This is a genomic window from Vibrio kasasachensis (assembly GCF_050337565.1).
GTDB classification, from domain to species: Bacteria; Pseudomonadota; Gammaproteobacteria; order Enterobacterales; family Vibrionaceae; genus Vibrio; species Vibrio kasasachensis.
This window is the reverse complement of the sequence record NZ_JAKJTB010000031.1, coordinates 1-21,525: the sequence shown is the minus strand read 5'-3', so window position 1 is coordinate 21,525 and position 21,525 is coordinate 1. Positions and strand designations below refer to the sequence as shown.

Genomic DNA, 21,525 nt, shown 5'->3' with positions numbered 1-21,525 from the left:
TTAATCCTGTTGTTCGATCTGCTTACCATTCCAAGTTAACATAGCCACTTTGGTGCTCGAGCTTTTATCGGATTTCTCACCGCCGACAGTCAACACTCCGTCTTTCACGCTAAACGAAAGCCCATAAGCAACTCCTTCTTTAAGGTCATCCCCTTGTTTCCATGCGCCATCTCTGAACACATATGTTTCAGCGTTGAATACTTTAGGTAAACCTTGATGAGCAAACATATTCCCTTTATCAAAGGCTAGCTTTGCACCATGGAAGTTGGCGCCACCAGCGACAATAACAGCACCGTTGCTCACACCGGCAAAAGCACCAGCAACTCCTTCTTGCAACGGTTGAGAAGTGGGCGTAGGTAGTGGATGCTCACTTAACCATGGCTGTGGTTTACCAAAGTGGTAAGATTTCACTTCTGCGGTACGTAAACCTGGTTTAATTTCACCACTGATGAACAGCGCATTTTGTTTATCGACCACCATTGCCGAGCCGCAATTGGGTAAGTAAGGCGATGCTCCTAGCTCTCGCCATTGATTCGTTGAAGGGTTGAAACTAAGTACTTGCCTATTCCATTGGTAATCGACAGGCTTCATGCCCATGTAATCATCAACGATTTTTTGCCATTTCTCTGGCATCACTTTTTGATCAGTTGAAAGGATATCGGCTAAGTATTTATCAAATAGCGCTTTGTTATAACCACCAAAGAAGATCACTTGTTGATTGTCTGGTGAGTATGAAGTCGCGCCCAATAAACCCACTGGTGCTTTCGTTTCAACCTGAGACCAGCTATTGGTATCGACATCAAAGCGATAAACGCTATCAAATATAACGGGTGACTTCGCCTTTTGATCGGCTTTCCCTGAGCCACCAAAAACATAGATGTCGTTATTAATTACAGCTGCGGTCGCGCCATTACGAGCTGGACCAATAAAGTCCGCTTGTTTTTGCCAACCTTTATCCCGTTGCTCCAGGTCTAACATGTAGAGTTGTGTACCCAATGAGCCAAGACCGACATAGATCTTAGATTCAATTTGCGCACCAACACCATTTTTCACACCTTGAGGTAAATCAGGCCAGGATTGTGTAGCTGATACAGAGAAGGCAGCAAGCGAAGGTGCCATCAGTAGTACAGGAATAAATGATTTCATGTTCTCTATTTCCTTATTAAGAGCAAGTGATTAAGCCTAATTCGACATCAACACCAGCATTAAAAAAATATTTTCCATATCACATTATTTTCAAGATTAATTTTTTCGAGAAAAACTTATAATAAAGCCCGCATTCGCAGGCTTCATTTAAGGTTACTTCATTAGCGGTACGACAACTTCAGCTGTTTCTAATACCGATTCGGAATATTCCGGATAGCTTTCTAATAACGAATTCACTAGCACATCCACCAACAATAGCGCCCCCACTTTTGATGCAAACGCCCCGCCCGTCAGTGGTCCTTCTGGACGTGCCGCCACCAACATCTCAGAGCAAATAGCACTTAGAGGGCTATGGCTAATATTGGTCAACGCCACAACCGGCACATTTCGGGCGTGCGCTTGCGTTGCCGCATGGAGTACTTCACGAGTAGAGCCCGAACTAGACAATGCAAACCACAAATCCCCCGATTTGCTGCGTACAGCGTTCATCGCCGCTAAATGGGTATCCTCGTACATGGTGACCTTCTTACCAATTCGCAATAACCGAAAAGCAAGATAACGCCCTACAATACTGGAAGCCCCTACTCCGACACAGCTGATAAAACTCGCGTTATGCAGCAAATCACAAATACGATTTAGTGCTTTGCGATCGATTAATTTCGCTGTATCCAACAGACTCGCTGAAGCATTTTGTGCTGAAACATCACAAATATCACCGACCACATCATGAGGTTTGTGAGCTTGCGATTGAGACAAATCAACAGCTAAAGCCATTCGAAAATCAGAATAGCCTTTATAGCCCATGTCACGACATAGACGAACGACCGTCGCTTCACTGGTTCCAGTATTGCGCGCCAAGTTCGTAATAGTTTGGTACTGAACTTCATTGGCGTTTTCCGATATATAGTCCGCTACTACACGCAATTTTTTGCTCAACGGCTCTATATTCGATCGCAATCGAACTAACAAATTTTTAGGCGAATACACAGTTGCCTCTTTTCCGCTTGTTTCGTCCGCTAAAAGTAACAAAGTGAATAGCACTTTGACACATTAACAACGCACTAATTGTATGGATTTGATCTAAAAGGCAGCACATAAGCCTATTTTTCTTACATGCTGCGAGTCAGTTACAGATTTAGGAAGTCGGCATCACGCATTTTCGCTAATACATCAGCTTTTTGGGCAGCAGTGAGAGAGCGAATTGGCGTACGCGGATCACCCGCCTCAATACCATGTAACTGCATAGCTACCTTACCGGCGGCAACACCGCCGTATTCAACCAAAATACGAATAATGGCAATCACTTTGTCCATCAACGCTATCACTTGTTGTTGATCACCGTTGTTGAATGCTTCGATAATTTTCAGGTACAGAGGCGCTGCGTAGTTATAAGTACTGCCCACTGCACCCACTGCGCCCACCGCAAGACCTGCCGGTAAGAACTCATCGACACCAAATGGCACATCAAATTTACCACCACAAGCGCGCAGAGCGCGTTGGTATTCGTAAATGTCCATATTGTTGAACTTAGCACCGGATAAATTCGGAATACGCTGCTCACCTTTGATCAAGAATTGCTCTAGATCCAAGTTCACGCCTGACATGCCAGAGTGGTAGTAGTAGAACCCTTTCGACGGTGCTGCTGCTGCAATTTGCGCGCAATATTCAACTAAATCATCTACGCTACCAGGCTTAAAGAAACATGGGCCGATTGCCGACGTTGCCAGAATATCTAACGTTTCAGCATGTTCTGTTAGCTCAACGGCATCAGCAATACTTAATGCACCAGTATGCAAAATAATATCCAGTTTACCGCTGGAAACATTCGCCCAACGCTCAGCAATCGCTTTACGCTCTGCAACTGAACAGTGAATACCCTCACCCGTTGTGCCGCATACATAAGCCCCTTTTACCCCTTGAGCAATCAGCAACTCTGCAATTTGATCAATCGCCGCAAAGTTAACTTTGTTATTAGCATCAAATGGCGTATGTGGCGCAGCAATCAAACCTGTTAATTTGTTCATTTTCACATCCTACTCTTTAGAGCCGGAACCTTCGGCTCAATTCTTGTTTTAACTAAGTGTTATTGACCATACCCAAGGAAAATCTCAGGTAGCAGCAAAGTAAATTGAGGGAAAATCGCAACCAGTGCCAATACGATGAACAACGGCACAAGCAGTGGGATCACGCCACGAGTTAACACGTGGAATGGAATGTCACCAACACGTGAAACCACATACAACGCCATGCCCATCGGCGGTGTTAAAATACCGATCATCAGGTTCAAAATAGCCATTACGCCAAAGTGCACTGGGTCAATACCAACAGAAACAGCCACTGGAACTAGGAACGGAACCAACAATAGCAACAGCGCTAGAGATTCAATAAAAGTGCCCAAGAACAACAGTAGTAAGTTGATCAATAGCAACAATACCAGTGGGTTGTCACTGATAGTTAAGAAGAAGTCAGCTAGCATTTGCGGAAGCTGCTCACGTGCAACAATCCAACCAAACACTGTTACGCCCATCACCATCAATGCCACAACAGCGGTGTTGTTCACAGTCTCTTTTAAGATGTCGATAAAACTGGTTAGCGTAAGCTGCTTATAAACCACCGCACCTAGGAATAATGCGTACAATGACGATACAGCAGCCGCTTCTGTTGGGGTAAATTTACCGGAGAAAATACCACCAATGATGATAATTGGTGTCAGTAGCGACAAAAATGCCTCTTTAAACGCCTTTAAGCGCTCGCGACCACTTGCTCGTGGCAATACCATATAGCCACGCTTCTTACAGATGTAGTAACTCATGGTCATTAATGCCGCGCAACACATCAAGCCAGGGATCGCACCAGCTAAAAACAGCGCACCAATAGAGGTATTTGATACTACACCATAAATGACTAACGGGATTGAAGGTGGAACCAATGGACCGATGATGCACGACGCCGCGGTTAAACCACCCGCGAAATCGTCATCGTATTTCGCATCACGCATTGATTTGATTTCCAACTGTCCTAAGCCACCAGCATCTGCTAGTGCTGAACCTGACATCCCAGAAAACAGCAAACTCGCCATGATATTCACATGACCTAAACTTCCGGTGATATGACCCATCATCGATTTAGCAAAGTTGAAAATACGCTCAGTAATACCCGCGCTATTCATTAAATGACCGGTTAAGACGAAAAAAGGTACGGAAAGGAGAGTAAAATTATCCACGCCGGAAATCATTTGCTGAGCAGCGAAGTTAATACCAGTACTGCCGGTCACCAATAAGAAGATTAGCGCCACAAAAATAAGAGAGAATCCTACTGGCATACCTGCGAATAGCAGCCCTAGCCAGCCAAAAATTGAAATTGCCATGATTAACTACCTCTGAGCGATCTGTGAGTCAGATGCCACAATATTTTTATGACAATGCGAAAACTGTTTAATGATGCCAATCAACTTCTGAACTTGTCTGAACACCATAAGTACGCCACCAAGCGGCAGTGCGTAAGTTTGCCATTTGCTTGAGATACCTAGTGTGATCAGTTCAAAAAACGCCGTGCGCTGCACGTGTTGATAACCAAGATAAATAATGGCAAAAATGGAAAGAAGAACGGCTATTTCAAGTGACAGTACCAAAGCTAAGCGAGCCTTTTCTGGCAATTTATCTGAGAAGAAAGTGATGTTTACGTGATCACCGCGCTTAAGAGCCATCGCACAGCCAATCATGCACATGTACATAAATAGCACCCTAGCCAGTTCTTCACTCCAAAGTGATGGGTCGTTTAGCAGCCAACGACTAATTATTTGCCAAGTTAGCACCACTAACAAAGCAACCATTAGCGGTACGGTAATGATCTCTTCAATATTGTCGATAATCTTTCGTAACATCTTGAACTCCAAGGCTGACCAAACTGGCCAGCCTAGCAATAAATATTAACCAAAAACCTATTTGTTAAAGCATGGCTTACATAGCCGCCAGCTTCTTCACAATCGGTTGACCCATTTTCTCTTCAAACTCAGCGTATAGCGGTTGCATCGCTTCACGGAATGGCGTTAAGTCTGGGTAAGTCACGGTTACACCTTCTGCTTCGAAGAACGAAATCAACTCTGCTTCTTGCTTCTCAACAAATGCGTTATGAGCTTCACCTGCTTTCGCTACCGCTTTGTCGACAATGTCACGCTGCTCTTTAGTTAGACCTTGCCAAGTCATTTCTGAGATGATCACCATTTGGTCATTAACAATGTGGTTCGTCATCGCCAAGTTCGCTTGAACTTCATAGAACTTCATTGTCTTGATTGCTGGCAACGGGTTTTCTTGACCATCAACCGCGTTCGTTTGCAGTGCTAGATACACTTCAGAGAACGCCATTGGTGTAGGAGAGGCGCCAGATAGTTTGGCAAAGTTTAGGTTTGCTTTGGCGTTAGGTACGCGCAGCTTAAGACCTTTAAAGTCTTCAATGCTGTTAAGAGGACGGTTAGAAGAGGTTTCACGCGTACCATTATACCAAGTGTCAAGTGCACGCCAGCTAAACTTAGTCAGCATTTCTTCACGCACACCCTGACCAAACTCAGAGTTGAAAATAGTTTGTAGATGTTCAAAGTCACGTGCTACGTAAGGCAACATTACTGCTTCAGCGCGTGGGATCCATAAACCCATACGACCAAATTCTGCGTAAGTGATATCTAAATCACCCATTGATAGTTGCTGTAGCATCGCACGGTCATCACCTAGCTGTGCACTTGGGTAGATAGCAACTTTCATGTCACCGTTACTTAGCTCTTCAATAGTATCTGCTAATAGTTTTGCAGAGTTATATTCCACAGAACCAACAGCAGGCTGCATGCCCATTTTCAATGTGGTCGCTGCTTGAACTGACACTGCACATCCTAAAGCAAGCATAGCGAAAGTAATCTTGTTCATGGCTTTCATAGTGTTCCCTTTTTATTTTTATCTACCTGGTTTCACGATTTTCAAAAAAAATTTTATTTTGTTTGAAAATTATTTTCGTTATGAATTATTATAGTGATGAAGATTATTTTCAAACCAACTTTTTTTGAAATGTGATCGCGGACAAAAATTCGCCAGAGATATGTTTTCTACCGGCTGACTCGACGAATTGTGTAAGGCATTGATTTGCCTGCACTCCGCAGTGAAGTGTCTTTTTGAGAGGCTAAACGTGAGAATAAATAATTTAAATATCAATCAGTTGAAAGACTCACTCCAAGGTCAAACTGTAGTGTCGATACAACCTGTTGCGGGTAGTCCGTTAGAAAAAACTGACATTATCGTTGCGATGGCCAAAGCTGCAGAACAGGCCGGAGCAAAAGCACTGCGTATTGAGGGTGTACACAACGTAGAAGCGGTATCTCAGGCTGTCAATTTACCAATTATTGCCATCGTGAAACGTGATTTAGCAGACAGCCTAGTGCGGATCACGCCGTTTGTTTGTGATGTTGATTCACTGGCAAAAGCAGGCGCTACTATCATTGCCTTTGATGCAACCAATCGCGATCGCCCAGTAAATCGCGATGTAATTGCAAACGCGATCAAGGCAAGCGGCTGTTTTGCCATGGCCGACTGCTCTAATTTTGAAGATGGTCTTTGGGCTAATGAGCAAGGCGTGGACATTATCGGTTCAACGCTGTCTGGGTATGTCGGGGATATTGAGCCAACCGAGCCCGACTTGCTATTGGTCGAACAGTTTTCCAAAGCGGGTTTCTTTACTATGGCTGAAGGACGTTACAATACACCCGAGCTCGCAGCACAAGCCATCGCTCATGGCGCAACAGCGGTCACTGTGGGCTCGGCACTTACCCGCCTTGAAGTAATGATCGAATGGTTTAACTCAGAAACACGAAAAGCAGGAGCGCACTAATGTCTACATTGGCGATTGATATCGGTGGTACAAAAATCGCAATCGGTTTGGTAGAGAACGATGCTATTGTCGAGCGTCGTCAATTTCCAACGCCATTGGTGCAAGACGCAAAGGCATTTGCTCAAGCTATTATTGAGCACAGTCTCGATTGGGTCGGCATTAGTAAACGTATTGGCGTTTCCACTACTGGCTTGGTATCAAAGCAAGGTATCTCGGCAATAAACCCTGATACCCTTGCCTTCCCAGCGCCTTTCCCACTTGCTCAAGCGCTTGAAAAAACAACTGGTTTACCGGTTGCTATGCTAAACGATGCCCAAGCCGCAGCTTGGTATGAATACACACAGATAGGCTCCTCCACTCGCAATATGGCGTTTATTACCGTCTCAACCGGAGTTGGCGGTGGTATCATCATTGATGGAAAATTGCACAGTGGCATGGTAGGTCTTGCCGGACACGTTGGGCATTTTTCCATCGACCCAAATGGTCCTCAATGTGGCTGTGGTCAAGTTGGCTGTGTTGAAGCCATTGCCTCTGGCACTGCTATTAAGCGTCGTAGCGATGAGCTATTTAGCCCAGCCATTAGCAATGTGGAACTATTCGAGCTTGCTAAGACGAACCCGCAAGCCGAGGAGATCATCGCTGCCAGTGCCAAAGCAATTGCCACCTTGTGCTGCAATTTAAAAGCGACACTAGATTTGGATGTGATTGTATTAGGCGGCGGAGTGGGATTGGCGCACGGTTATTTGCCACGCGTACAGCAATGCATTCTACAACGTCCGAACGCATTCCAAGTACCGATTGTGGCGGCGAAAGGCGATTACGATGCCTGTTTATTGGGCGCGGCTTTTCAATTTAACAAGGAAGGATCTCGATGATGAAAGCTATCTCAGCTTCAAGAATTTTTGATGGCGACCGTTATCACAACGATGCGGCTTTAATTTGGCAAGACGGCGTCATTCAGGCAATCAAACCCATCGCGGATCTGCCAGCTGATATAGAACATCGGCACTATGCTGACGCGGTGATCGCCCCGGGGTTCATTGACATCCAAGTCAATGGCGGCGGCGGCGTGATGTTCAATAATAACATTACCCCACAAGCGATTGATACCATTTGCCAAGCACATCGCACTCACGGCACGGCTTATCTGATGCCCACCTTGATCAGCTCGACACCTGAAAATGTCGCTAAAGCATTAATCGCAGCAGAACAAGCAGTGAACGAAAAGATTCCCGGCGTGCTTGGCGTGCATTTAGAAGGACCGTGGTTGAATAAAGAGAAGAAAGGCGCCCACAACGCGGAATTATTCTATTCACCCACGATTGATGAACTCAATGCTTTTCCATGGATAGTCAACGCCAAAGTCCTTGTCACCGCGGCAATTGAAAAAGTCTCAGAAGAGGCGCTTACTTGGCTTAAAGAATCGGATGTAATTGTCTCTTGTGGTCACAGCAATGCCACCGCAGAGGCTTTAACAGAACGAAAACTAAGCCTAACCGATGGTTTCACCCATCTGTTTAACGCCATGTCACCATTTGAAGGTCGTGAACCAGGCGTGGTTGGTACCGCATTAAATACCGACCACGCTTGGTGCTCTGTGATCACCGACGGGATTCATGTCCACCCAAATAGCTTTTTACTTGCCCATAAGGCAAAGCCACAAGGTAAGCTGATCATCATTACCGATGCGATGGCGTCGCTTGGCAGTAAAAATAACCGTTTTGAACTTGATGGGCAGATGATTGAGGTGATCGACAATAAGTTGGTCAATGCTGAAGGTCGGTTAGCTGGTGCTCATATCGGAATGGCTGATTCGGTTGCCAACGTAATCAGTTGGGGCATAGAAGAACAAGAAGCGCTAAAAATGGCTTCAACCTACCCAGCAAACGCAATAGGCATTGATGATTTAGGCTTACTAAAACCGGGCTATCGTGCCGCAGCTACGATTCTTTCGCCACAATACCAATCCAAAGCCGTTTTGGTCGATGGACAATTATTTTAGCTCTATTTGCTATGTCTTTTATGAATCAAGCCATCTCCTTATCGGCTTGATTCATCATCTTCCCAATACTCTCTACTTTCGGTAAAAATGACGAATGGTGTCAATTTCAGGTGTAAATAGGTTTAAAAATCAAAGTACAATTTTAACCACTTTCTATCCATAATTGCGCTGCTGAACAATGCCTATGCATGCTTTCATGTCTACGCTTCTTGTCTGCGGTATAGATAGCAAGCTTGGCTAATTTTCACTCCAATTATATTTACTCTCGTCTACCCCTTCTTTGGCTTCCTTGACACGTTCTCGTCTGTACTGTTCTTCATAACGAGCGGCGTCAATTTCTTGCATGATGGTCGCAAGATCAGCCTCGATATCGATTTCAGTAAATTGACCTGTTAGCTCACTATCGGGCAGAAGATCACCCTTTTCATACAAAGCCCACATTTCTTTTGCGTACTCTGTCACTTGTAGCTCAGGGGCAAACTGGCTGTAGTAGTCTCGGATGTTATTGATATCACGAGCTAACATCCACTCAGCATTGTTATTTGCAGACGCATCTACCGCCTGTGGAAGATCGATAATCACGGGGCCATTTTCATCTACCAGAACATTAAACTCTGATAAATCACCATGGATTATTCCCGCACAAAGCATTTTTGCCACATAGCCCATCATCGTTTGATGGTCTTCAATTGCTTGCTCTGATGACATAACCACGTCGTTTAATCTTGGGGCGACATAACCTTCTTCATCAGTAACCAATTCCATTAAAAGTACGCCATCAAAACAACCAAACGGAACAGGTACTCTTACTCCAGCAGCGGCAAGTTTGTATAAAGCATCCACCTCTGCGCTTTGCCACATTTTTTCTTGCTGCTCACGGCCAAAACCAGAGCCTTTCTCCATTGCACGTGCGCGGCGACTGTTACGTACCTTACGCCCTTCTCGATAGGCGACGGCTTTCTTAAAACTACGCTGGGTTGCTTCTTTATAAACCTTCGCACAACGGATCGTATCGCCACAGCGTACTATGTACACTGAAGCCTCTTTCCCACTCATTAACTGGCTTGTCACTTCATCGACTAAACCATCGTCAACTAAGGGCTGTATTCTCTTCGGTATTTTCATGGCGTCGTTATACCCTAGTTCGCGGATGGATGTAATACAAAGTAATCAAATTGAATAACTATTTATCTTGAGATCGGTAAGGTAAGCTACGTCCCAAACAAGGCGCTGGCGCTGACGTCCAAACTAAAGTCGACAATGTCATTGATGCTGAGATCAAAAAGTTAATATACGCCCTAGCGCAACTATTTGTTCTCTATAGGCCCACGGACCGATATCATAACCACATCAATATTGGTATTCAGGACGTAAGAGCACGACTCATGCGTCCTTTTCCATTTTAGCTAGGAATAGAGTAAGGCACGAACATGTCCAAAAGAGATTACTACAATGTGCTAGGTATATCTAAAACAGATTCAGCAACAGAGATTAAAAAAGCCTACAAAAAATTGGCCATGAAATACCATCCCGATAAAAACCCAGGCGATGTAACGGCAGAGGACAAGTTCAAAGAAATAAAAGAAGCTTACGAAATACTCACTGATGCGGACAAACGTCGCGAGTATGACCAATTCGGGCATGCAGCTTTTGATGGTAGCCGCGCTGGGTATGGATCTCACTATCGTAATGGTGGCTTTGACGATATCTTTGGTGGTGGCTTCAGACAACAAGGGCAAGGCTTTGGCGGTGGATTTGGTGGCTTTGAAGATATGTTTTCCCAAGCTCGCGGCAGAAATGCTCGCCCACAAAAAGGACAGGATAGAGAATTCACTTTAACGGTTGATTTTGTTGATGCTATTCAAGGTTCTGAAAAAGTCGTCGAACTGCCAATCAATGGCGAGCAGAAAAAAATTAACGTCAAGATCCCTGCGGGGATCAAAGACGGTGAAAAAATCCGTTTTTCTGGAAAAGGGAGCCCGAGTGTTAACGGTGGTCCAGCAGGAGATCTGTTACTAGTTGTCACGATTCGCTCACACGCGTTCCTTAAACGTGAAGGGGATAACCTAATCTGCACAACTCATATTGATATGATCACTGCCACACTCGGTGGAGAAACAGAAGTTCATGTCTTAGAAAGCCGCTTTAAACTGAAGATCCCTGCGGGTACACAAAATGGACGTAAGTTCAAAATAACCGGCAAAGGTGTCACCAACCGCAAAGGGATCACTGGCGATTTATTATTAACTATTCAGGTAGATACGCCAATAAATCTGACTGAACAACAGCAAGATCTGTTACAGCAATTTAGAGCCACACTCTAAAACCTGCTCAGTAACGATTAACTCAATGTAGTTGCAAATCAAGACTGTCTTTACCATAACAGAAAAACGGTCCAAATAATGGACCGTTCATATCTGCAAAACTCGCTATCCCGTTGTTACTAATACCTTACAAACAATGCAATCCGACACTTTATAGGTAGCTTAAGATTGCACAGAAACTCTTAAATCTGCCAATCCCCACCAAGTGATTTATACACGCCAACGGTCACTTGTGCGGTTTGTAACCTTGCCGCCAATTGTCGATCTTGCATTGCTCTGTGCTGCCTTTGTGCATCCAATACCGTTAGGTGATCAATCAAACCTGCGCGGTAGAGTGATTTTGCTTTGCTTAACGCACGTTGAGAAGACGCTATCGCTTGTTCAATTCTCAGCTCATTCTCTTGGCTTCGACCATAGGAAAATAGCATAGAGTCGACCTCAATAAAGGCTGAATCCACCGCATGCTGATAGCCCAACAGCGCATTGTTCAATCTTGCATCATTGATCTCAACTAACGCCTCACCTCGCCCACCGTCAAACACATTCCAACTAATACCAGCAGAACCTGCCCAACCAAATGAATCACCACTGAACAGATCATCAAAACTACTCGCTGAAAGCCCTGGTGCACCCGTTAAGTAAAACTTTGGATAGCGATTGGCGATTGAGACAGCCAATTCTTCATTGATTGCCGCGACTTCTCTTTCTGCGATACGAATGTCCGGGCGGCGCTTGAGCAAATCCGATGGTAATCCCGTAGGAATTGTACCTTCTAAATTTGGCACACCCTGTCGGGATGCCAAACGGATATCAACCTGAGTGAGCGACTCACCAAGTAATGTTGCCAACCGCTGCTTGTGAACTTGCTGTGCTATTTCCAGTTGAGGCTGAAGCGATTGTGTTGCCGCTAACATGGTTTGCGCCTGAGCAAGATCTATGTCCGAGCCATAACCACTGCGCACAACTTTTTCGACCAAATCAAGGGTCTTTTTTTGATCTTCGATGTTCGCATTAAGGAGATCAGTACGAGCCTCTGCTCCACGGAATTGGATGTAGTTATGAACCAAATCTGCCGTGAGCAGCGTGGTTAGTCCGCTTTGATAGATCTCAGCTTGTTCAACACGAATCTGCGCTGCGTTAGCTTGGCGATCAATGCGCCCAAACATGTCCAACTCCCACATAACCGACGCGCCAATGAACGAACCATCATGTTGGTTGTTCATCATTGTCATATTACCTATTTGCGAGGGTAATCCAGCGACACTCTCACCAACTGGATTCAACGCAGGTCCCATTAGTGAATCATTTTTGCTCAATTGGTAATTGTAATAGCCCGCACCAACATTGACGGTTGGCACTTTGAATGATTCAACCACTGAGTGATAACTTTTGGCCATATTAATCCGCTCCGCTGCCATTTTTAGCGGTATGCTTTGCTGCTGGAGATCAGCAATCAAGCCGTTTAGCGTCGGGTCGTTGAACTGATGCCACCATGACATCTGTTCTGTTGGCGCTTGATTGCTAGTATAAAGGTAACTCTGTGCAATACTCACTCTTGGTTCTTGGTAGTCAGGTCCCATAGAACATCCTGTCAGAATCAACGACAAGGCAATAGGAGTAATCTTTAACGCTAAATTAAGCTGTTGAAATTTCATGAGCCACTCCTATGAATTTGCTTGGTTAAGTTCAACTTGAACAGGTTGAGGTTCTTTATACGCCAAACGATAAAGCGCAGGCATAATAAACAAAGACAACACAGTCGCAGCAGCTAATCCACCAATGATCGTCGCGGCCATTTGGTCAAACAGCAAATCACTCAGAAGAGGGATCATACCCAATGCCGTTGTTAGTGCGCCCATCGAAATCGCCATGGTACGATTAATCGTCGCTTCTTTAATTGCATCCGATAGGTTGCGACCGTTGCGGCGCTCCAACTCTATTTGATCCATTAATACGATGCCGTTCTTAATGATCATACCCATCAAGGTAATTGCGCCAATTAGCGCCATAAAACCAAAGGGTTTATCAAACATAAGCAGTGCAAATGTTGCCCCCGTTGCAGCCAAGGGAATAGTCGACAGAATAATGACGGGCTGTTTAAAACCATTAAACATCGCAACCAATATAATCACCATAATCAACAACGCTTTAGGCAGTTGCTTCAGAATGTCTGACACCGCTTTATACTCGTCATAATATTCCCCACCCCATTCCAAGCTATAACCCGGCGGAAGGGCAATTGCTTCTATATCCGCTTTAATGGCATTGCGTACATTAGCTGGCGTTGTGGTACGAGAAACTCCAGCTTGAGCGGTAATGGTTTTAACGCGATCTCGTCTCCATATCATGCTTTCTTCCATGCTCAGTTCATAGCCATCAACAACTTGATCCAATGGCACTGAATGCAAACCAAGTAAAGATTTAACTGGAATAGTTTCCAAAGACGCCATTGTTTGCTCGGTACTGCGTAATTGAATTGAAATCATTTCATCATTGAGCGTCATTTGCCCAAGAGGCATACCATCAGATGCGCGCTTCATCGCAAAGGCAATATCTGCACGGTTAATACCGGCACGTCTTGCTCGTTCTTGATTAACGATTGGCTCTAACACTTTGCTCTGCTGACGCCAATCATCACGAACGTATTTTGCATCTGGATGACTTGCCATTATCGCTTTTGCTTGCTCAGCAAGTTGATGAAGAACGGTCTCGTCGGGTCCAGAAAATCTCGCTTCTACAGCGTATTTGTCAGCCGTCGCGAGTTTCAGAGCACGGAAGCGTGACTGTGAATCTGGGAATTGCTCTGCCACCCATTTATCACCTCGCGATACTAACGCTGAAATAGCGTGATAATCTGTGGTATTAACCAAAACCTGACCATAGGCCGAATCTAATGGTTCTGGCTCAACCGTTACAGAAAAACGCGGTACACTTGCACCAACACTGCTTGAAATACTGGTCACTTCTGGTTGTTCTAATAACCATTGCTCCACTTTTTTCATGTCAGTTGAAGTTTGTTCGATCTTCGCTCCGTTTGGTAACCAATAATCAAAAAACACGATTGGGCGATCTGATTGAGGTATAAAGTTCACCGATACAAAAGGTAATAGAATAACGGTGGCGACAATTAAAGGTACTAAACCTGACAACGCTTTCACTGGGTTGTCGACAGTCCAACTCACACAACGCTTGTAGTTTGAGACTTTGTTCCCATCGACAGATTTACTCGGTTTGATGAATAACCAACACATCAACAAAGTAAAGGTCATTGCCACCAACCATGAAAGCAACAGCGACGATGCAATAATTGCAAATACTGAAGAAGCAAACTCGGCAGCATCTGTTTTCGAAAAAAGTACAGGGCTTGCACCCATAATGGCAATAACAGTTGCACCAAATAATGGTGTCGCGGTTTCTTTGACGGATTCGAAGGCAGCTTGGGTACGCTCTACTCCTTTATTGAGCTTAGCGGTCATCATATCGGTGATAACAATAGCGTTATCCACCAGCATACCTAGAGCAAGAATGAATGTGCCCAGCGAAACTCGATGCAAATCGATCTGATTGAGATTCATGTAAATCAGGGTAAGTAAAATCGTCAACAGCAAACTACCGCCGACAATTGTGGCGCATTTGAACCCCATAAAAACAAGCAACACTATAAATACAATACCGACACTCTCTAGTAAATTACCCACAAAGTTATCGATCGATTTTTGTACTTCATCAGGCTGATACGCGACAGCAGAAATCGTGACACCCAATGGTAAACTTGCTTGATACTCATCGATTGTGCCACGAATGTCATCACCCAAAGAGACAACATTAATCCCATCAACTGGGCTGACGGCGAGCGTAACAGACGGCTGTCCATTGTATCGATTCTCAGTTAAAGCCGGTGTTTGATACCCCATGCTGACATCAGCCACATCGCCTAACCGTACCAAACCGGTACCAAGCTCGCTGATTCCCCCTTTGATAACCAAATTACGAATATCTTCAAGTGATTGGAACTGGCTACCTTGATGAACTCGGATTCGCTCATGTCCCGCATCAAATTTACCCGCTTCATACGTCATATTTTGCGTACTAAGCTGGTTCCATACTTGCGCAAAAGAGATGCCATACTGGGCTAATCTTTCGTCAGGCATATCAATATATACTGCCCTTGGCTGCACACCATGCAGCTCAACTTTTTTAATGCCTTCTACCGTTTTTATACGACGTTGCAGCTCTTCCGCGTAACGACGTAACTCTTCTGGTTTTGCGTCTTCACTATGGATCGCGAAAAGCATGCCGTACACTTCAGAAAACTCATCCTGCACTATGCTGATTTGCGCAGTACTCGGTAACTGAAATTTCACATCATTGACTTTACGACGCAGTAAATCCCACTGCTGTGGCAACATTGCAGAATTTAAGCTCTCTTTTAAGTCGACAAACACCATTGAGACACCCGGTCGCGACAAAGAGCGCAGGCGATTTAATTCCGCCATTTCTTGTAACTTCGTTTCGATCGTGTCCGTTACCTGTTGCTCAACTTCCTCAGCGGAAGCGCCTGGATACAAAGTGACAACGACCGCCGTTTTAACCGTGAAACTCGGGTCCTCTAGTTTGCCCAAATCAAAATAAGAATAGATACCTGCAATGACGCTCAATGCCGTAAAAAAGAGTAAAAACGTTCTTTGACGAATCGCGAATTCAGCCAACTTAATCATGATTCACCTTTACTGACGACGAATAACAAATTTGTCTGCGCTTTGACCGTCAGACAAATAATGACTACCGCTGACCACAACATAATCATCGGCATTGAGATCACCTTTTACACAGGCTTGATAGGCATCTAACGAATTAAGCTCAACTTGTGTGTACACAACTTTATTCTCTCGTATCAAATTAATGTGCATCTGCTCTTTATGACCAACCAAAGCGGAATACGGGATACAGTAATCTGTTGTGTTGTTGCCTATGTGAGTAGAAATTGATATCGATTTACCGGGAAACAAATGCGCATTGCCCTTTTCAATTCGATAAGTCACGGTGTAAGTTTGCTTTATCAGGTGCGGTAATGGCGCAATTTCAGTCACGTAAGCGTTTAAGAATTGCTCAGAACCGTACCAAGATGCCGCGCCAATTTGACCAATTTCAAATGCTTCAATCAAGGTTTCTGGTACATCAATTTCCACTTCCAGTTGCATATTATCTTGCAGTGAACCTAAGGCAATACCTGGTAGTATTTGTTCATGTTGTTCAAAGTCGATACGTCCTATGACCCCATCAAACGGTGCTTTAAGCTGGGTGTATGACAAAGTGTCTTTTGCTCGCTGAATATTTTTTTCAACGACTTTAACTGCTGATAAGCTGCGCTCATACCCGCTTACTGCTCTATCAAGGTTCACCGAAGCAATCGCATCATCATGTGTGGCTTGCTTGATTCGTTTTAGCTCCACTTTTGCTAACTTGTGCGCCGAGCGCGCTTCAAGCATCTTGGCTTCCATTTCTTCTAATGCCAGTTGATAGTCATGAGGATCTAGTCGGGCAATAACCTGCCCTTGCGTCACCGTATCACCCTTAGAAACATAGATTTGTTCAATAGTACCTGGAACTCTAAACGCGAGTGCTGCTTGTTCTTGTGAGCGAACAATGCCACTAAAGTGCTTTGCTGTATCAGGTGTTGAGTCCCCTAACTGGACAACTTGCAGTATAGTTTGAGCCACTTTTTGTGGCTCATCAACTTGCGTTTGGTTGCAACCGCTTACTCCGATAACCACTGCGCTAGCAAGCGCAACTGTGTATATTTTATTCATAATAGATAACTCCCTATTTGTAGAGCTATCCTACAATTGAACAGCGTTCAAAATAAGCCTTCAACTGCATGACTTAATGTCACGAAAAATGAGACAATTAATTGAGTTTGGACATTTCTTGTATGAAATAATCGATCAATTCACGACTCGCGGAATTGAGTGTACGCAGTTGTGGATGAAGCAGGTAACCATGCTCCGCTGTGGCTTTAACGTGCGGTAGAATATGGATAAGTGTTGAGCTCCGTAACTCTTTCGCAACCAATATTTTGGGTAAAAAAGCGATGCCTCTACCTGACAGAGTTGAATCTTTCAAGAAAGCGGCACTGTTAGACACTAGCTTTGAATTGACCTTAATTCCGCCATCAATAAACTGCCAGTTGTCATCAACTTCACCATTTGGCCAGCGAAAACACAGTGCGGTATGCAGTTGTAACTTATCTATGTTCTGCGGTAAACCAAACTGCTCAATGTATTCCGGAGAAGCAACTAAACAACGATCAAGCGGCAATATTTTTCGAGCAATCAAATCCGAATCAATCAGCTCACCACCATGGAATGCGATGTCCAAGCCTTGCTGATACATATCAATAAACCCATTTTGGATAACACGGATGTCCAATTCCACATCAGGGTGTCGATCTAAAAACTCAAACAATATCGGCTGGAGAATATCGTGAGTCTCTGACAAGATTCCCAACTTGATTTTGCCTTTAATATTGTAGTCTGACTGATTGATAGCTTGATTAGCATTATCAAACAAAGCCAGTGCCTTAACGATTTCTTTAAAATAGACTTCACCGTGATTGGTAAGGGATAGACTACGTGTAGTACGGTGAAGCAGCGGTGTGTTAAGCCTATTTTCTAATTCATTGATCCTACGGCTGACATTGGCTCTAGGTAGATCTAACGCATTGGCTGCGGCGGTAAAACTACCCAACTCAACCACTTTGACAAACAATTTCAAATCTTCGATTTTCACAACATCGCCTTATTACACACAAACTACAACGTTATTCTAGGCAATTATTTTTTTGGTACTACCACTATGATAGGAAAGTTAGCGGTTAATCATCGAACCTTAGACTTTTAAAATCACGATCTTTATATGATGCCGTTATCTCTATCATCGCTGTACAACTCTCTTAGCTAATTAGCAACGCTGAGTATCCCTGTATTCTCCGTGCATATACAGCTCACAATTGACTATTTAATCAACAGCCATACCCAATAAACTTGAAAGTGCAGGTAGGCGGCAAGTAAGAAAGTCCCCTGAGCATAGGTGAACTATGTGATTGGGTCGCACGAACACAGCCAACACAGCTGCAATTTCAAATATCACGGGTATATACCCAAGTAACCTCAAGATGCTTAGTTCAGCGAGAGTTGTTAGGTTTGCAGGCAAGGCATCGATTTGCAAATCTAGTCGCTCTAAATTAAGAATCGATAACGTAGTCTGCGAACCTAACAAACTCGCCCTTCGGGAGCCTTTCACTGGAACCATTTTCTCGTCAAACAACTCGGAAATAGATGGCTATTCCACGTCGTTGTTTTCCTTAAACTGGAGCCAGTGACAAGGCTCTGAATCCTGCGTCTTGAAGTCACTTGGGTATATTCCATTTACTGCAAACTGAATCCTCTATTTAAAATTACTCCTTACAAAAAACGCTATTATCAAATCTATCAACTAAGCTCACTATTGATCCGGTTGAATGAGTAAAAATGATGTCTAATCAAAATAAATGGGTGCTAGATATGCACCAGATAGAAAGCTGTAACTGTAGCCATGGCTGCGGCTGCCAATTTGCAGGTTTCCCAGACAGTGATACAGGAGGCTGTGATGCGTTAATCGGCTTCTATGTTAAAGCTGGCCATCTTGGAGACCTAGATTTATCTGGAATGAAAATCGTGCTTGCCGCTTCATGGCCAAAAGCAATTCATGAAGGAAATGGACGTGCGATTTTGTTTATTGATCCCGCAGCTGGAGAAAACAAAATTAACGCCATCGCCACCATTTTTACTGGTCAAGTTGGTGGCATGCCATTTGAAGCACTTTCGGGGACCTTCTCTCAACTTGAAGGACCTATCATTACTGATATTACGATGAATACCGATGATCACCGCGCAAGTTTCTCTATTGGTGATACCTTGAATGTTCAACATATTCCTTTAACAGACCCAATGACTGGTGAAGATAAAAAGGTCAGCATCAGCTTCCCTGATGGTGGATTCTTATGGGATGACGGAATCATCGGTACCACCGAAGCAATGTCGTTAAACCATCCAGTGATGTCTTTTGAACATGTGGGGAATTTTGCAGCGAAAGCGGAGGTGAAATGGAGTAACTAAGTTGATCATGCAAATCACATCGAGTAGTTTTTCTCGTCGAATCATCATTGCTTTCGTGATCGGTATTATCGCGATGAGTTGGTATTACATGTCGTTTTTAATGACCATGAATATGGCTCCTATCGCACATTGGGATGGCTATGACTTGCTAATGCTCTTCGTCATGTGGACGATCATGATGTTTGGCATGATGCTGCCATCAGCCATTCCTATTATTTTATTAGTGAATAACATTAATCAGCAACGGGGTTCGCGAGGAACCCCCTACGTTCATAGTGCCTACTTTATCGTCGGCTACCTTATCGCTTGGACAATTTATAGCGTAATTATTACCTTTACCCAATATTGGTTACACCATTTATCATTGCTAACCCCCATGATGGTTAGTAGCAAGCTATGGTTTAGCAGTGCTTTGCTTATGGTGGCTGGTATTTATCAATGGCTTCCAATTAAACAACGTTGCCTAAGTGTTTGTCGCTCACCTCTGGGGTTTCTGATGAAAGAATGGGGAGAAGGTTACGCTAATGCGATGAAACTTGGATTCAAACATGGTCAATACTGCTTAGGATGTTGTTGGTTCCTTATGGCACTTTTATTTGTGGCTGGCGTCATGAGCTTGCAATGGATTATGTTGCTTACTCTCGTGGTGCTGGCGGAAAAAATATTGCCTAAAGGAGAAAGTATTTCGCGCCTAATCGGTGTTGGGCTTATTTTCTATGCAGTATTGATACACATATAGAACTCGGTATGTCTAGCTGAGGCTCCTCTCTCAATCTTCACTTTAACTTTGTCATTATTTTTACTAATACTGTATTGACAGACAAACTCCGGAAGAATATATTGATTACACGAACTGCCATATGGAGTTCGTTGATGGCTCAATTCGCCTTATACAGGGAATAACGCGTCATCGTCACGGAAGGATCATTCTGAACACTCAGATCGACACTTCCGATTTTAACTGTTGAACCGTATGTCTAGATAAGCCAACTAAGGCTTAGGAATATGAGTTCGCTCTCTTCGCCAAGTGCGTTGAGAACTATTGCTTATTTATAAAGGATAGTATTATGCGTAATGTAGATATGTCTCCCCTATACCGCCACGCTATTGGTTTTGATCGCCTGTTTAACCTTGTGGAAAGCAGTGCTAAAAAGCCTTCTCAAAATGGTTACCCACCATATAACATCGAACAGAAAGATGAGCACAACTACCGTATTACGATGGCTGTTGCCGGTTTCTCGGAAGATGCACTATCACTCACTCAAAATGAAAATATGCTGATTGTTTCTGGCGAAATAAAAGCCGCTGAAACCAAGCCAACTTACGTTTATCAAGGTATTGCTGAGCGCAATTTTGAACGAAAATTCCAACTGGCTGATTACGTTACCGTAACCACAGCGAGTATAGAGAACGGATTGCTGCATATTGACCTTGTACGAGAAGTACCAGAAGCAATGCAAGCGCGTAAGATTTCCATCAGCAAGTAAGTTCAGTTGCCGTTAAATATTGCTTAAGTGATCGTTTATACCAAGCCAAAAGAGTCCGCTTACAGTATAGCGAATATGGGCTCGCAGCGAATCCTGCGACCCGTTTAACGGCACGATTTGAACCTGTGCATTGATTGAGTCAGAGCATATTAAACGCGACATTGCATTGTATGCTCTCAATAAACTAACATCGAATTTAAAGACCTTGCATTAATATAACTAATGCGAAGTGTAGAGGTAATTATTATGGGTAAGATCATTGGTATTGACTTAGGTACTACTAACTCTTGTGTTGCTGTTTTAGACGGCAACAAGCCACGCGTAATTGAAAACGCGGAAGGCGAGCGTACAACCGCATCTGTTGTAGCCTACACAGACAGCGAAACGCTAGTAGGCCAACCGGCTAAACGCCAAGCAGTGACAAACCCAACTAACACGCTATATGCAATTAAGCGTCTTATCGGTCGTCGTTTCGAAGACGAAGAAGTTCAGCGTGATATCGAAATCATGCCTTACAAAATTGTTAAGGCTGACAACGG

General features: G+C 44.0%; 19 protein-coding genes. 8 read left to right on the top strand and 11 right to left on the bottom strand.

Going from position 1 to position 21,525, the window contains the following annotated elements:
• The 6 genes from L4C38_RS20350 to L4C38_RS20325 all read right to left on the bottom strand — a co-directional run bounded on the left by L4C38_RS20350 (nt 1) and on the right by L4C38_RS20325 (nt 6,071).
• Nucleotides 1–1,146: an N-acetylneuraminate epimerase gene (locus L4C38_RS20350; RefSeq protein ID WP_428799372.1), complete on the bottom strand. Its 1,146-nt coding sequence runs from the start codon at nt 1,144–1,146 to the stop codon at nt 1–3.
• 153 nt (nt 1,147–1,299) lie between these two features.
• Nucleotides 1,300–2,133, bottom strand: coding sequence for a MurR/RpiR family transcriptional regulator (locus tag L4C38_RS20345; RefSeq protein WP_428799371.1), 834 nt, complete (start codon nt 2,131–2,133; stop codon nt 1,300–1,302).
• A gap of 140 nt (nt 2,134–2,273) precedes the next feature.
• Entirely contained in the window at nt 2,274–3,170 is an 897-nt protein-coding gene (locus tag L4C38_RS20340) for a dihydrodipicolinate synthase family protein (protein ID WP_428799370.1), read from the bottom strand.
• A gap of 59 nt (nt 3,171–3,229) precedes the next feature.
• Nucleotides 3,230–4,513: a TRAP transporter large permease gene (locus tag L4C38_RS20335; RefSeq protein WP_428799369.1), complete on the bottom strand. Its 1,284-nt coding sequence runs from the start codon at nt 4,511–4,513 to the stop codon at nt 3,230–3,232.
• A 6-nt stretch (nt 4,514–4,519) separates the two neighbouring features.
• On the bottom strand, nt 4,520–5,041 hold the full coding sequence (locus tag L4C38_RS20330) for a TRAP transporter small permease (RefSeq protein WP_428799402.1): 522 nt from the start codon (nt 5,039–5,041) through the stop codon (nt 4,520–4,522).
• A 64-nt stretch (nt 5,042–5,105) separates the two neighbouring features.
• The gene (locus L4C38_RS20325; RefSeq protein WP_428799368.1) at nt 5,106–6,071 is read right to left on the bottom strand and encodes a sialic acid TRAP transporter substrate-binding protein SiaP; all 966 of its coding nucleotides are present in this window, start codon (nt 6,069–6,071) and stop codon (nt 5,106–5,108) included.
• A 247-nt stretch (nt 6,072–6,318) separates the two neighbouring features.
• On the opposite strand from L4C38_RS20325, the gene L4C38_RS20320 reads away from it, so the two are divergent.
• Genes L4C38_RS20320 through nagA form a run of 3 tightly spaced genes read left to right on the top strand, consistent with a single transcriptional unit; the run spans nt 6,319 to nt 9,019 of the window.
• Entirely contained in the window at nt 6,319–7,017 is a 699-nt protein-coding gene (locus L4C38_RS20320) for a putative N-acetylmannosamine-6-phosphate 2-epimerase (protein ID WP_428799367.1), read from the top strand.
• Nucleotides 7,017–7,892 carry an N-acetylmannosamine kinase gene (locus tag L4C38_RS20315; RefSeq protein WP_428799366.1) on the top strand — a complete coding sequence of 292 codons (876 nt, stop codon included), beginning with the start codon at nt 7,017–7,019 and terminating at the stop codon, nt 7,890–7,892. The genes L4C38_RS20320 and L4C38_RS20315 overlap by 1 nt, the downstream gene beginning before the upstream one ends.
• Nucleotides 7,889–9,019 carry an N-acetylglucosamine-6-phosphate deacetylase gene (gene nagA / locus L4C38_RS20310; RefSeq protein ID WP_428799365.1) on the top strand — a complete coding sequence of 377 codons (1,131 nt, stop codon included), beginning with the start codon at nt 7,889–7,891 and terminating at the stop codon, nt 9,017–9,019. The genes L4C38_RS20315 and nagA overlap by 4 nt, the downstream gene beginning before the upstream one ends.
• Nucleotides 9,020–9,256: 237 nt before the next feature.
• On the opposite strand, the gene L4C38_RS20305 is transcribed toward nagA, so the two are convergent.
• The gene (locus L4C38_RS20305) at nt 9,257–10,144 is read right to left on the bottom strand and encodes a PA4780 family RIO1-like protein kinase (protein ID WP_428799364.1); all 888 of its coding nucleotides are present in this window, start codon (nt 10,142–10,144) and stop codon (nt 9,257–9,259) included.
• Nucleotides 10,145–10,449: 305 nt separating this feature from the next.
• On the opposite strand from L4C38_RS20305, the gene L4C38_RS20300 reads away from it, so the two are divergent.
• On the top strand, nt 10,450–11,343 hold the full coding sequence (locus L4C38_RS20300; RefSeq protein ID WP_428799363.1) for a DnaJ C-terminal domain-containing protein: 894 nt from the start codon (nt 10,450–10,452) through the stop codon (nt 11,341–11,343).
• Nucleotides 11,344–11,525: 182 nt separating this feature from the next.
• Here the strand turns inward: L4C38_RS20300 and L4C38_RS20295 are convergent, their stop codons facing one another.
• From L4C38_RS20295 to L4C38_RS20280, 4 genes are all read right to left on the bottom strand, one after another.
• Entirely contained in the window at nt 11,526–12,998 is a 1,473-nt protein-coding gene (locus L4C38_RS20295) for an efflux transporter outer membrane subunit (protein ID WP_428799362.1), read from the bottom strand.
• 9 nt (nt 12,999–13,007) lie between these two features.
• The gene (locus L4C38_RS20290) at nt 13,008–16,061 is read right to left on the bottom strand and encodes an efflux RND transporter permease subunit (RefSeq protein ID WP_428799361.1); all 3,054 of its coding nucleotides are present in this window, start codon (nt 16,059–16,061) and stop codon (nt 13,008–13,010) included.
• 9 nt (nt 16,062–16,070) lie between these two features.
• Complete coding sequence (locus tag L4C38_RS20285) at nt 16,071–17,153, bottom strand: efflux RND transporter periplasmic adaptor subunit (protein WP_428799360.1); 1,083 nt, start codon at nt 17,151–17,153, stop codon at nt 16,071–16,073.
• A 97-nt stretch (nt 17,154–17,250) separates the two neighbouring features.
• A complete protein-coding gene (locus L4C38_RS20280; protein ID WP_428799359.1) occupies nt 17,251–18,132 on the bottom strand; it encodes a LysR family transcriptional regulator in 882 nt (293 codons plus the stop codon).
• 740 nt (nt 18,133–18,872) lie between these two features.
• On the opposite strand from L4C38_RS20280, the gene L4C38_RS20275 reads away from it, so the two are divergent.
• The 4 genes from L4C38_RS20275 to L4C38_RS20260 form a co-directional block, all read left to right on the top strand.
• Nucleotides 18,873–19,499: a DUF1326 domain-containing protein gene (locus tag L4C38_RS20275; RefSeq protein ID WP_428799358.1), complete on the top strand. Its 627-nt coding sequence runs from the start codon at nt 18,873–18,875 to the stop codon at nt 19,497–19,499.
• Between the two features lie 7 nt (nt 19,500–19,506).
• Nucleotides 19,507–20,238 (top strand): DUF2182 domain-containing protein, encoded by a 732-nt coding sequence (locus tag L4C38_RS20270; protein WP_428799357.1) that lies wholly within the window; start codon nt 19,507–19,509, stop codon nt 20,236–20,238.
• Between the two features lie 328 nt (nt 20,239–20,566).
• Entirely contained in the window at nt 20,567–20,986 is a 420-nt protein-coding gene (locus L4C38_RS20265; RefSeq protein ID WP_428799356.1) for an Hsp20 family protein, read from the top strand.
• A gap of 246 nt (nt 20,987–21,232) precedes the next feature.
• Nucleotides 21,233–21,525, top strand: a 293-nt coding sequence (locus L4C38_RS20260) for an Hsp70 family protein (RefSeq protein WP_428799355.1), incomplete at its 3' end; no start/stop codon positions are given.